Genomic DNA, 12,696 nt, shown 5'->3' with positions numbered 1-12,696 from the left:
TCCGGGTAAAGACTTATCATTAAGGCAGATGGGGGGAGGGGGAGATGGGGAGAGGGGGAGCGGGTTTTCCGGTTTTTACACAAATTGTTTAATAATAACTAATTAACCGGACTTAATATGAGGAGTCATAGAAAATAGAGCTTTGTTAGGAAGTTTTCGCTCATGCAAGCATGGTAACTCGGCAGGCTTTAAATACGTGACACATCGCGTTTCTACTTGGAGTTCGATTACTTATCTAACTCTGCTTTCGCCTGTCGAAGCGCTTGAGTAGACTCCTGTATCTCCTTCAAAATTTCCTCTTGTTCTGCCTTAATCTGTCGTGCCTCTTCGGCAAAGTGTCGTGCTTGTTCGGCAGCCAGCCGTGCCTCTTCGGCAAAATTTCGTGTTTGTTCAGCAAAGTGTCGTGCTTGTTCGGCAAACTGTCGTTGCTCTTCCTGCAATACTCTATCTACTTCAGCAGACTGCCGTTGCTTTTCCCGTAATATCCTTTGTACTTCAGCAGATTGCCGCACCTCCTCTGAAATTTGCCGTTGCTCTTCCTGGCGCTCGGCAACGTTGAGTTCTTCTTTCTTTTGCAAGTTCTGAGGTTTGGTTAGATCTTTGTCCATACTCCGTTCAAAACCCTAAAGTTGCTTAATTCTACTAAGGGGTTAGGGGTGACTTTCGGTGGATGTAGGACCAGGTAGAGTTATTGACGATCCCTTCCCTGACCTCCAATTGCCGATCCAAGTCCCCTTTCATTACAAGTACAACTAGCACAATACATTTTTATTCTACCTGGGCAACTTCATCATTGAGTTCTTCCTTCCCTAGGGTAGAATTGCCTTGGCTCAGTAGATTATGGATGACAGTGGCACGTTCTTGGACATCGATTGCCTCATCTTCTAATCTTTTTGCTGACAGAACTTGGTTGCGATCGCGCATTCGTTGAGCCATACGACGTGTTAAAGCTGCTTTCTCTTCTAATGCCCTAAGAGCAATCCACAGAGCATCTTCTACAGCATCAGATTGTTTTGCTTGCAGGCTGACTGCAGAGAAAGCATGACCTGTACGGCATCGGAACCGCAATAAATCACCCTTTGATAGATCCCAAAGAGTACCACCACAATCAGGACAAGCAAAGGGAGAAGGTTTACCGGGTTTATTATCGTTGTTGAGTGCTTCCATATTCATCTCCGCCAAATCAGATTCAAATTCCACCTCGTTAGGAACGGAATTTTCTGCTTCGACTTCCACTGGCGTGTTTACCAAATTTACCAACGTACTGGGAATATCTGATAGTGCCACGACAAAATCAATATTGTCTATGTTTTCAATGGCACTGAGGGGCATTCCCGAATACATGGCATCATCGGGATCTTGAACAACCGCTACACCCTTCCGCATTTTTACTGCCTTCAATCCTGCCGTACCATCATCAAGGACACCTGTTAGTATTACCCCAATGACTCGCCCCCCGTAAGCTCGTGCAGCAGTACGAAACAGAGGGTCGATAGCTGGACGGTGGTTATTTTCTCTTGGTCCCCGCGAGAGTTGCAAATATCCCGGTTTTACTAATAGGTGATAGTCCGGTGGGGCAATATAAATTCGTCCTGGCGAAATCAATTCACCATCCTTCGCATGAGCGGCAGGCAAATTGCCTGCGCGAGCGAGAATGCGAGGTAAAACGCTGTTACTATGACTGGGTACGTGTAAAACTATGACAATAGCAGCATCTAAATCATCTGGCAAATTTTTTACTAAGTAAGTAAGCGCTTCGACTCCCCCTGCCGATGCACCGACAACGATAATGTCGTGTCCGGGCATTTTTTGATTCCTCCTTTTGGCAGCGGAGTACTTAACTACACTGCTCTTAAAATCAGATTAACAAAATGAGGGCAGCTATTTACCTAGCTTTTAGCAGATTTATTTTGTCTAGGATGCCGGGACTTGACGTCGTTGCACCCGTTCGGGGCTACCCGTAGGAATTGACGCTATTAACTTCTGAGTGTACTCCTCTTTAGGTTCTCGATAGATTGTCTCTGCTGTACCCTGTTCCACAATTTGACCGCGATTCATGACTAAAATGCGATCGCTCATAAATTTCACCACACTTAAATCGTGGGAAATAAAAATATAAGTCAAACCAAATTCATCTTGTAACTCTTTGAGCAAATTCAGCACCTGCGCCTGCACCGATACATCAAGGGCAGACACTGATTCATCACAAATGATAAACTTAGGATTCAAAGCTAAGGAACGGGCAATGCAAATCCTTTGGCGTTGACCACCGGAAAACTGATGGGGATAGCGCTTGATAGCATCTGCACTCAAACCCACCCTTTCTAAAAGATAAGCAACGCGATCGCGACGTTGCTGTTTCGTTGAGCCAATTGAGTGAATCACCAACGGTTCCATAATCGCATCCCCGATTTTCATTCGCGGGTCGAGGGCGCTAAAGGGATTTTGAAAGACAATTTGCATTTCCCTTCGCAACTCTTGCAACGCATTGCCTTTGAGATTTGTAATATCTCGTCCCTCAAACAGAATTTCACCCCCCATCGGTTCAATTAATCGCAGCAAGGTTTTCCCAACAGTGGTTTTGCCACAACCCGATTCTCCCACCAATCCCAGAGTTTCCCCTTTTTTGACATCAAAGGAAACACCATTCACTGCCATATAGTAGCGTTTTGTACCACCAAATAACCCTCGCACGGGGAAACCAACTTTGAGATTGCGGACTTGCAACAAAGGTTGCTGTTGTTCTAAGGTCGCCAACCTTTGAGAAAATTCCTCAATCGAGACTTCTTGTGGCTGTGCGGGTTGTTTTGGCTCTATTACCACCTCTCCTGCTGGTGTCTCTTCTACCTTCATGTAGTCGGAAACTGTGAGTAATTTTTGCGGTCGGCGGTTAAGTGTGGGGCGACAAGCGACTAAGCCTTTGGTATAGGGATGTTGGGGATTCGTAAAAATTTGTCCGGCTGAACCTTGTTCTACAATTTTGCCCCTGTACATTACTGCAACTTTGTCGGCTGTTTCTGCAATCAGCCCTAAGTCGTGAGTGATAAAAATCATTGACATTTCACGGCGTTGCTGCAACTCCCGCAACAACTCAAGGATGGTCGCTTGAACCGTTACATCCAATGCTGTGGTTGGTTCGTCAGCAATCAATAACAACGGGTTGCAGGAAATTGCCATTGCTATCATCACCCGCTGCAATTGACCTCCTGAAAGTTCGTGAGGGTAACGTTCTAAGATTGCTTCTTTGTGTTGTTTTACCAACTGTGCCAACTTTTGCTCGTCCGGGGTTGATGAACCAAAGGAGGTTTTCCACGTCTCGATATACTGTTCCCTTAATGCTTCATCGCTAGGCAAAAGCTTAACTTCTTGCAGGCGGGCGATCGCTTGTTTTCTCGCTTCACCTGAGGATATATTTTGATGTCGCAAAATTGCTTCTGTTAACTGAAACCCAATCGTGTAAACTGGATTGAGGGAACTCATTGGTTCTTGAAATATCATGGCGATGTCGCCACCTCTGTGGAGTTGCATCTCCTCGCCAGACAACTTTGCCAAATTTACAGTTTTGCCATTGTCTTGGAGGCGAAACAAAATCTCACCGCCACTTACTTTCCCCGGATTTTGTATCAAACCCATGATTGCCAGGGACGTTACAGATTTTCCACTTCCAGACTCCCCTACTATTCCCAGAGTTTCCCCTCTGTGCAAATCAAAAGAAATACCATCTACAGCTTTAACAACTTTGGTATCACCTACAAACTCAACTTGTAAATTACGAACTTCCAGAATAGTTTCTCTCATAGGAGTTGGGTTCAAATTGGAACTTATAAATATTTGGAATATTTGGATTTTAACAGCGACTTTCTATTTTTCCCAATTTGCATTAAAAATCACACATAAGTAAGTTTGCGTAAGTCCAGTTCACCAGTCACCAGTTAAGCTCATCTTTTATTTTGTTCATTTGTAGAGGTTTCAGCTATCTTCACATTCCTTAACACAGATGCTTTTATTCCCACCTACTGACTTATTAGGATAAAATGTAGCATAGGCAACAGATAATATAGCGAATATAGTGGATGAACATTGCCGACATCCACAGACAATGTATCCGTGACATCCATTATTTCATCTGTTGCCAATCTCACCGCCTTAAAACGGAATATCATCCGGATCTGCTTCTTCGATGGGTGCTGGATAGGTACTGCGCTCAAAACTTTGGCTTTGGGGTATGCGTTGTTCGTCGGAATTATCTTGGGAAAAGGCACCAACGTTGCTTGGGACTGGGGTAGATGTAGTTCGGGGAGGCTCGTAAGAAGGAGTCGTTTTTGCAGAAGACGCCGCAGGTGAAGGTGTTCTAGCAACGGATGATGAGTTTGTATCAACAGCTGTTCCTAGAGCGTGAATTCTTTGTACTGTCAATTCAGCACGTTTCTCCTTGTAACCTTCTGGATGGGGAATAGTATTCATATTGAGGCGACCTTCTATCAGGACGCGATCGCCTTGGTGATAATTTTGATAAATCTCGTTCGCCAAATTGCCCCAGCCTACCGCTTTTAAAGTTGCTGGCGGTTCTTCTGCCCGCATTGATGGGAACTGTACCACCATCTCAGTGAGTTCCAACCCATCTGGTCTGTGGCGGAGTTGCGGTTCTTCAATGATTTCTACCATCAAAATACAGAGATTCATGTCGTTTTCCTTCTAAAAAAGTGCAAAAGACTCGAATGTAAGTAAGTGGGCGAAATTAAATATAACTATATTGGTCGCCATTTGTCCTTTGTCCTTGGTCTTTTGTCCGTAACAAAGACTCTTGACAAATATAAATTAGTATAATTGTACCATGTAATAATTTGTAATTAACTTTTCCTATTTTTCTCAAAGTGTGTTATTTGGTGCTGAAATCGCTCAATATAATATTATTGTGTAGGTTGGGTTGAGGAACCCAACCCAACGTTCATTCAATTTTGGCATTGAGGAACCCAACCCAACGTTCATTCAATTTCGGCATTGAGGAACCCAACCCAACGTTCATTCAATTTCGGCATTGAGGAACCCAACCCAACCAACAGGTTTTAATATTTACTTTATAAATTATCTCTAAGGCTATTGTTAAAACACTCGTGGCGCAAGTTGTTCTAGAAAACATTTATAAAAGTTTCCCTCCTCGTAAAGGGGAAAGTGTTGCATCACCCATTCAACGCCCATCTACCTCTGAGACAACCAGCGATCCTGTGGCTCATCGTGTAGAAAATGCCGGTGTTTTGCGGCGAATCAACTTAACGGTGACGGATGGAGAATTTATGGTTCTGGTAGGACCCTCTGGTTGCGGGAAAAGTACCCTCCTGCGGTTAATTGCTGGATTGGAAATATTAACAGGCGGTAATATCTGGGTGGGAGATCGCTTGGTAAATGACTTACCACCCAAAGAACGAGACATTGCAATGGTGTTTCAAAACTATGCTCTCTATCCCCATATGACAGTGTATGAGAACATCGCTTTTGGGTTGCGACGCCGTTCTGAAGGAGTGAGGGAGGGGAAAAGAGGGGGGGAAAATATCTGCGTATCACCGCGTTTTCCCATCTCCACAACAGATTTACTAGTAGGGATGACAAGAAAGTTACCGAAGGGGCTAAGATACGTTTCCGAGAAAGAACGGGTAGTGGATAAACGGGTGCGTGATGTTGCTCAGTTACTGCAAATTGAAGCCTTGCTCAATCGTTTACCCAAACAGCTTTCTGGGGGACAAAGGCAAAGAGTAGCATTAGGACGCGCAATTGCACGGAATCCTCAAGTGTTTTTGATGGATGAACCTCTTTCTAACTTAGACGCCAAACTCCGCGCTGAAACCCGCGCTCAAATTGTCAAACTGCAACGTCAGTTGGGTGTCACGACAATTTACGTTACCCACGACCACACTAATGTAGTAATTCTAAATCATCTATGAAAAGTTTGAAAATTTTCAAGCACTATTACTTGTTGAAAAATTGTTCGGGACCATAAGAGTCACAGATGCTTGTAGGATGATGAATAAAATTAATGCAGAAACTATTTCAACGGTGTTTAACCCAGCAATTAATCCATCAATCGCCTTTGTGCTTCTAACGTTGACAGATAAACACTTAAATTTAGCACAAAGAATCGAGTTTTTGGGGATTGCCACTCTATTTGCTTCTGGGTTAATTATTCTATGTCTCTTTGCGTTTGTTCGTCTTGGTTTAATCAATTCTCTAGATATTCCCGATCGCAAGCAGGAGTCTTTATGCAAGTGACCGCTCGCCACGTCCAACTTGACATTGCCCATCGTTTCCACGCGGCACTCACTGCACGCGATTGGAGTGCAATTCGTGTCCTCCTCACTGAGGATGCACACTGGACACTGCCAGGTAACAATACAATTTCAGGAACTGCAAATGGAGCTGATGCCGTGGTCGATCGCGCCCGTAAAATTGCAAGTTATGGACTGAACTTCGAGCTACTGCACATTCTCGTCAGTCGAGACAATGTAGCTCTGTCTTTACACAATACTGCAAAACAGGGCGATCGGATACTCGATGAGTATCTGGCTACGGTATGTCGTCTTAGAGATGGTAGGATTGCAGCAATCGAGACTTTTCTCTCTGACGTTGACGGCATGAATGCCTTCTTTATCTAAACCGGAAGCTTGACAACAAACCTATAAAAAAGGAAACTCTAATGCCTTACGTTACCGTCGGTAAAGAGAACTCTGGAAGCATTGATATCTACTACGAAGACTTCGGAGCAGGGCAACCGATTGTGCTGATTCACGGTTTTCCTTTAAGCGGTCATTCCTGGGAGAAACAGGTAGCGGTTTTGCTAGAAGCTGGTTATCGGGTCATTACTTACGATCGCCGGGGCTTTGGTGCTTCCAATCAGCCGTCGTTTGGCTATGACTACGACACCTTCGCTGCCGATCTCAACAAGCTAATGACAGAACTCGACCTGCGGGATGCCGTATTAGTTGGTTTTTCAATGGGGACCGGTGAAGTGACGCGCTATCTTGGTAAGTACGGTTCAGAGCGCGTTAGTAAAGCAGTGCTAATGGCTCCAGTGCCGCCCTTCTTGTTGAAAACAGATGATAATCCTGAAGGAGTCGATCGCAGTGTTTTCGACGGGATTATGAAAAGTATCGTAGAAGATCGCCCAGCTTATCTATCGGCATTTTTCAAAGACTTTTTTAACGTAGATGTCCTACTAGGCGATCGTATTAGCAACAATGCTATTCAGATGAGTTGGAATGTTGCAGTAGGAGCTTCCGCTAAAGGGACTCTGGACTGTGTACCGTCATGGCTAACCGATTTCCGTGACGATTTGCCACGTATTGATGTGCCAACCTTAATTGTTCATGGGGATGCCGATCGCATTCTTCCACTTGCGTCTACCGCCGCAAGACTACCGAAGTTAATTAAAGACAGTCACCTTGTCGTGATACCGGGCGGTCCCCATGCTATCAACTGGACTCATGCAGATCGAGTCAATCCCGTGCTGCTAGACTTCCTTAAAAGAAATTAATTGACCTTCTAACATCTAGTAGATTGCTATCGATGGTATGTCACATAAAACCTGACATCCTTCGATGGACCCAAGTTCACAAACCTCACATTGTGGAGAAATAGATATACCTATATCTCAAATGAATCAAAATGGTCTTATCTTGCAACCCAGCCAAGGGACTTCTTACTGAGTACTGGGTGACTTATATACCTTATACATACGATTGTTTTGCTGCCGATCTGAATGCACTCCGACATCAGTTAGGGCAAGAACGCGTCTGGTTAATGGGACACTCTGAAACTGGGCGTCACGCGCTCTATTATGCCTTACAGTACCCAGAGCATTGTGCTGGTCTTATACTTCTTGATACAGTAAGCTTTCAAGATGAACAGTCACGCACGGATAGGGAAGCGGGTATGCAGGAACGCCAGCACGAACCCTGGTTTGACCTTGCCTACAAAGCATTTACAAGTCAGGAGATGCCAGAGTCAGATGCAGAGCTTGCGAGATTAACCCAAACTATCCTGCCATTCTATTACTATGATGTCGCTAATCTTGAGCGGGATGCAGCTCGCCATGCTGCAACATCAATGTCTGTAGATGCGTTTAAGGGTGCTGCTCAATGCCAGTGGAACAAAATCAATCTGATGTCGCGGCTTGGAGAGATAGATATTCCAACTTTGGTTGTAGTTGGGAGCCATGACTTTATTTGTTCGCCACTCCATGCTATCGACTTCATATGGGGATTGCAAGTTCTAAGCTAATTTTGATTGAAAAGGCTGGTCATTTTCCCTGGCTTGAACAACCCGATTGGTTTTTCAACAAAGTAAAAGAAGGGTTGGTCGCCGTTCTGTAATACCTGTAATGTTCGGATGTAAATTTTAATGTTATCATAGGGAGTTAGATTTCAAAATATCCCGCTCCTATTAAGATACTTTAGGGAGCAATCGCTTTTTTTAGTTTGATTTCGCGTTGCTCCCCTGCTCCTTTGCTTACTAATATGGCGTTTCCGAATCTAGTGGGCTACACTCAGTTGTAAGGGCGAACAGCCGAGAGCCCCTACTCTTGTACTTCATTTGCCTAAGGAATTGCTATAAATGAGCGAAAGGGCACAGAGCATGGGAGCGCAATTGAGAATGGAGAGCCAACCAGGAAAGAGAACAGAAATTGTTGCGATTGTTAATCAAGGATGAAAAGAATGATGAGTCAATCGACTACAATTCGGGTTTTGATTGCTGACGACCATGCCATAGTCAGGCAAGGATTGGCAACCATCATCAATCGTGACCCAGAAATGACGGTAATTGCTCAAGCAGAAGATGGGCAACAGGCGATCGACTTATTTCGGGAACACCAACCAGATGTGACATTGATGGATTTGCGAATGCCGCAAGTCGGAGGAGTTGAAGCCATTGCTGCTATTTGTGCTGAATTTAAACCTGCCCGAATTATTGTACTAACAACCTACGATAGCGATGAAGATATCTATCGCGGATTGCACGCGGGCGCTAAAGGATATTTGCTTAAGGATGCTAAACCCAATGAGCTTCTGAATGCAATTCGCACAGTTCATTGCGCTCAGCAGTATATTCCACCAGATGTGGGGGCAAAACTGGTGCAGCGGATGAGCCATCCAGAACTGAGCGAACGAGAGCTAGAAGTACTCCGTTTGATGACGCGGGGAATGAGTAATCTAGACATTAGCACCGCTTTGAATATCAGTGAAAGTACTGTCAAATCTCACGTTAATCGAATTTTAAGTAAGTTGGGAGTCACCGGTCGCACCCAAGCCGTGATTGTTGCAGTCAAACGCGGGATTGCGAGTTTGTAGGCGGTACTTCAGTTTGAATTTAGATTCCAACTTTAGTTGGAGCCAAGCTTCGATTTTGAGATGGATTGATTCATCAATCACTCGATCAAACAAAAGTTTCAACTCAAAGTTGACGACTTCTTATAGGCAATTGCATATATTGAATTTATGCAAACGAAGAAAGGCAATTGAGTTGCAAGATTTAAGTTGGCTTTACATAAATCCCAGAAAGAGGGTCTTATGGCGATTGCTTGCAATCAGCATTTCTTCCCTCAGAGGTATCGAGTGAGTCAAGACCGAGATTGCAGTTTGTTATTCTTTCCGCCTTCAACACAGGATCCCATACAAGGTGTGCTAAGCGCCCCCGTGGTGCTGGTCATGTATGGGGACTATGAGTCTCCTGAAAGTGCGGACGTTTATCGGCTAATTAAAGTCATTAGGCGACAACTTAGTGTTTCTTTTGGAGAGAACTATTTATGCTTCATCTTCCGTCATTTTCCACAGATACAGATTCATTCTCATGCTCAACGTGCGGCGGAAGCAGCCCAAGCGGCGGCTGCCCAAGGTCTGTTTTGGCAGATGCACGATATTTTATTCGCCCATCAACAAGAGTTGGGAAACGGCTATCTTATAGAGTACGCTAACGATCTAGGACTTGATATCCCCCAATTTCTGCAAGATATATACCAACAAGTGCATCTCGATAGCATCAATAAAGATATTCAAAGCGGATTACTCAGTGGAGTAACAGCTACCCCAGCCCTGTTCATTAATGGAATTCGGTATACCGAGCGCTGGAAGATTGAGCAGTTGACGGCAGCTATTGTCACTGCAAGTCGTTAAGCCTCATCGTAAGTGAGAAGGACTTTCTTGCACCTGCTGAGTTGACTGCTGCTGTCTGTGCGCGTGCGATGGAACCGAACTCCCTCCAATTCTGAAGGGTGGACACTTTGATTGTTATCAAGGAGAGGGCTTCAAGATTGCAAGTACAAGTGCGGTGAAATGGTTTGAGAAATATTTGAAGCAAGTATCAGGGTAAAAATCGAACACTCAAAACTGCAAGAAGAAACTATGAAAACACTCACGCGATTTGCTTTACTGCTTGGTATAACGCCTAAATTCTACTCAAAACGGCAAAAAACATTTCTCAATATGGTTTTATTGAAGTGTGGTTTTTATGGTATCGCTTTCACTGACGTTACCTATGAGTTTTAAAATTGTCTCTGCTTCGGAACGAGTTCCTATATGAATTGCAGGTGACATTTTTGCATACCCTCTCAAAACTCTAGAACATCTCATCAACCAAGCCAAACCTGGAGATGTGGTAGTCTTTCATTTCTCCGGACAATCAAGGCTGAGTACCGTATTGATGGCAATATAAAAAATTTAGAGACGTTATACTAACGTCTCTACAGAATCTATGCAGGATTTACTTGGACTCTATTCTGAAGTAAATTAATAATAGAAGCTTTTTCTAAGAGCCCGACAAGTACACCATTGTCACGAATTACAGCGAGTGTAGATAACTTTCTTTGTTCTAGGAGTTGCACTACATCTAGTAACGCTTGGTCAGATTTTACAGTGGTAAATTGTTCAGCCGATCGCATGACTTGTCTGATTTGAGTTTCTGACCACAGTGCCGTAGGAATAGTTCGCAAATCGTCAACGGATATTGTTCCTACAAGCTGTCCGTTATCATCAGTCACTAAGAAACGATACCAGTTTTGCCAACTCAAAATCCGTTCATCAGCAAATGCTCGTAAAGTCAGATTGGCACTTACAACCGGGCTGTCGGTAGTGACGGCATCCGCAGCAGTCAACCCTGTCAGTTTTTCCTGTACCCTAGCAAATTGAGCTACATTACCAGCATTTTGCAGTAAAAAGAAACCGACTAACAAGTTCCAGAAGTTGGCAAAGCTACCAAACAATAACAGTGGTAATAAACCAGAAGCTATAGCTACCCAACCAAAGATTTGCCCAACTCGACTGGCAAAAACCACACCCTTATAAGGATTTCCCGTAATCTTCCAAACAAGAGCTTTTAAGATATTTCCACCATCTAGAGGCAAGCCAGGAATTAGGTTAAACAGCGCTAATGCCAAATTCACAGAAGCTAGAACACCTAGAATTGCTGCTAGCGGTGCTGGGGAAGCGATCGCAAAACCAACAGCTGCGAATATACCAAATAACAGTAGGCTAACTAAAGGACCTGCAATGGCAACCCAAAAAGCCTCTGCTGGGGTTTTTGACTCTCTCTCTAAGCTTGCCAACCCACCAAATATAAACAGCGTTATAGATTTAACGCCAATTCCTTGACGAAGAGCGACAAAGCTGTGTCCCAATTCATGGGCAACAACAGAGCCAAATAATAACAGTGCTGTTAGCAATCCCAGTAGCAAAGCGAATCCGCCCAATTGGGGAAATTGCCCTGCCAATCCACTGCTGTAGCTGAGAGTTACCAAGCCCAGGACTAAAAACCAAGATGGATGGATGTAACCGTTCCCATGTATGCTGCATGTTGAGGTTGCAGGCTGTCGAGAAATACGAAACTCCGTAGTTCTATTCCCAAGGTTCTCCTCTCCACTCATAAGGGTCAAAGTTTAGATGTTGCAAAATATGAAGTCAACTTTAAACTACCATAAGAGGGAGTCTCTAAGGCACGTAGCGCACAACTGCTTCTTGTGACAAGACAAAATTTGCACAATTGACATCCCCTGTCAAACTCTGGCAAATTCCTCTCACTTCAGAAACACCAATGATGATACGAATACGTAAGCCGTAATTAGTTGGGTAAGCTTCATAAACAAATGGTTTACTGGTTTTGGCAGTTATTGCCGCTGCGAAAGCTGGAGATACACAAATAATGGCGTTTTTATTTGGGGGTACATAATAATCTATAAAAAAATCGCTATCTTTACTGTCTTTAGTCCAACCACTTCCTACTTTATATGTAGCCCCAGTTATACATTTGAAATCCAGCCCCTTTTCGTATTCACGACCTCTTTGTATGACAACTTTAGGAACAAAATTAGGATTATAAAGTTCTTTTTCTCTTTGAGCTTCAAACTGTTTGGCTAAATAATTACTATCTATAATTCTTGCTCTGACAATATCAGTTAAGAAAATGGTATACAACGCTAGGCAACTCATTCCTAAAGTTATTGTTATTGCTAACAAATATCCTTTGCTCTTATATAGTGGATTTCGTCTTTTCATCGCTATCAATAATTACAGGTTGTTGTAAGGGCGCGGCGGTCTTGCGCCCCTACCTATGTACTTCATTTACCTGAAAAGTGCCGCAATACTTGTATAATTTAATACTATCTACAGCCCTTGAATTCTGTAAACTTTTATAAAGTAATATAATATCTGTTGCCAA

At 43.7% G+C, this 12,696-nt stretch carries 12 protein-coding genes and 1 pseudogene; 7 read left to right on the top strand and 6 right to left on the bottom strand.

From position 1 onward, the window contains the following. Positions 1 to 227 precede the first annotated feature (227 nt). The 4 genes from ACYRY3_RS07525 to ACYRY3_RS07510 all read right to left on the bottom strand — a co-directional run bounded on the left by ACYRY3_RS07525 (position 228) and on the right by ACYRY3_RS07510 (position 4,683). A complete protein-coding gene (locus ACYRY3_RS07525) occupies positions 228 to 608 on the bottom strand; it encodes a hypothetical protein (RefSeq protein WP_460201074.1) in 381 nt (126 codons plus the stop codon). Positions 609 to 768: 160 nt separating this feature from the next. Beyond that, the gene (locus ACYRY3_RS07520) at positions 769 to 1,806 is read right to left on the bottom strand and encodes a chemotaxis protein CheB (RefSeq protein ID WP_460201072.1); all 1,038 of its coding nucleotides are present in this window, start codon (positions 1,804 to 1,806) and stop codon (positions 769 to 771) included. A gap of 108 nt (positions 1,807 to 1,914) precedes the next feature. Further along, positions 1,915 to 3,798 (bottom strand): ABC transporter ATP-binding protein, encoded by a 1,884-nt coding sequence (locus ACYRY3_RS07515; protein WP_460201071.1) that lies wholly within the window; start codon positions 3,796 to 3,798, stop codon positions 1,915 to 1,917. 348 nt (positions 3,799 to 4,146) lie between these two features. After that, a complete protein-coding gene (locus tag ACYRY3_RS07510; protein ID WP_460201070.1) occupies positions 4,147 to 4,683 on the bottom strand; it encodes a single-stranded DNA-binding protein in 537 nt (178 codons plus the stop codon). Between the two features lie 431 nt (positions 4,684 to 5,114). On the opposite strand from ACYRY3_RS07510, the pseudogene ACYRY3_RS07505 reads away from it, so the two are divergent. From ACYRY3_RS07505 to ACYRY3_RS07475, 7 genes and pseudogenes are all read left to right on the top strand, one after another. Beyond that, positions 5,115 to 5,927: pseudogene (locus tag ACYRY3_RS07505) on the top strand (ABC transporter ATP-binding protein); the annotation flags it as partial. Positions 5,928 to 6,015: 88 nt separating this feature from the next. Next, entirely contained in the window at positions 6,016 to 6,264 is a 249-nt protein-coding gene (locus ACYRY3_RS07500; RefSeq protein ID WP_460201069.1) for a hypothetical protein, read from the top strand. Further along, positions 6,255 to 6,647, top strand: coding sequence for a nuclear transport factor 2 family protein (locus ACYRY3_RS07495; RefSeq protein ID WP_460201068.1), 393 nt, complete (start codon positions 6,255 to 6,257; stop codon positions 6,645 to 6,647). Before ACYRY3_RS07500 ends, ACYRY3_RS07495 begins: the two co-directional genes overlap by 10 nt. Positions 6,648 to 6,688: 41 nt before the next feature. Beyond that, positions 6,689 to 7,525 (top strand): alpha/beta fold hydrolase, encoded by an 837-nt coding sequence (locus ACYRY3_RS07490; protein ID WP_460201067.1) that lies wholly within the window; start codon positions 6,689 to 6,691, stop codon positions 7,523 to 7,525. 131 nt (positions 7,526 to 7,656) lie between these two features. Next, positions 7,657 to 8,271, top strand: coding sequence for an alpha/beta fold hydrolase (locus ACYRY3_RS07485; RefSeq protein WP_460201066.1), 615 nt, complete (start codon positions 7,657 to 7,659; stop codon positions 8,269 to 8,271). Between the two features lie 437 nt (positions 8,272 to 8,708). Further along, positions 8,709 to 9,338 (top strand): response regulator transcription factor, encoded by a 630-nt coding sequence (locus ACYRY3_RS07480; RefSeq protein ID WP_460201079.1) that lies wholly within the window; start codon positions 8,709 to 8,711, stop codon positions 9,336 to 9,338. A 219-nt stretch (positions 9,339 to 9,557) separates the two neighbouring features. Further along, entirely contained in the window at positions 9,558 to 10,160 is a 603-nt protein-coding gene (locus ACYRY3_RS07475) for a DsbA family protein (RefSeq protein WP_460201065.1), read from the top strand. A gap of 575 nt (positions 10,161 to 10,735) precedes the next feature. Here the strand turns inward: ACYRY3_RS07475 and ACYRY3_RS07470 are convergent. Together ACYRY3_RS07470 and ACYRY3_RS07465 are read right to left on the bottom strand one after the other, a co-directional pair. Further along, positions 10,736 to 11,809 (bottom strand): site-2 protease family protein, encoded by a 1,074-nt coding sequence (locus ACYRY3_RS07470; RefSeq protein ID WP_460201078.1) that lies wholly within the window; start codon positions 11,807 to 11,809, stop codon positions 10,736 to 10,738. A 160-nt stretch (positions 11,810 to 11,969) separates the two neighbouring features. Continuing rightward, entirely contained in the window at positions 11,970 to 12,533 is a 564-nt protein-coding gene (locus ACYRY3_RS07465; RefSeq protein ID WP_460201064.1) for a hypothetical protein, read from the bottom strand. Positions 12,534 to 12,696: the final 163 nt, after the last annotated feature.

Source organism: Scytonema sp. NUACC21, assembly GCF_054684315.1.
Note: the sequence above shows the minus strand (reverse complement) of the source record. Positions and strands in the feature narration are given on the sequence as shown.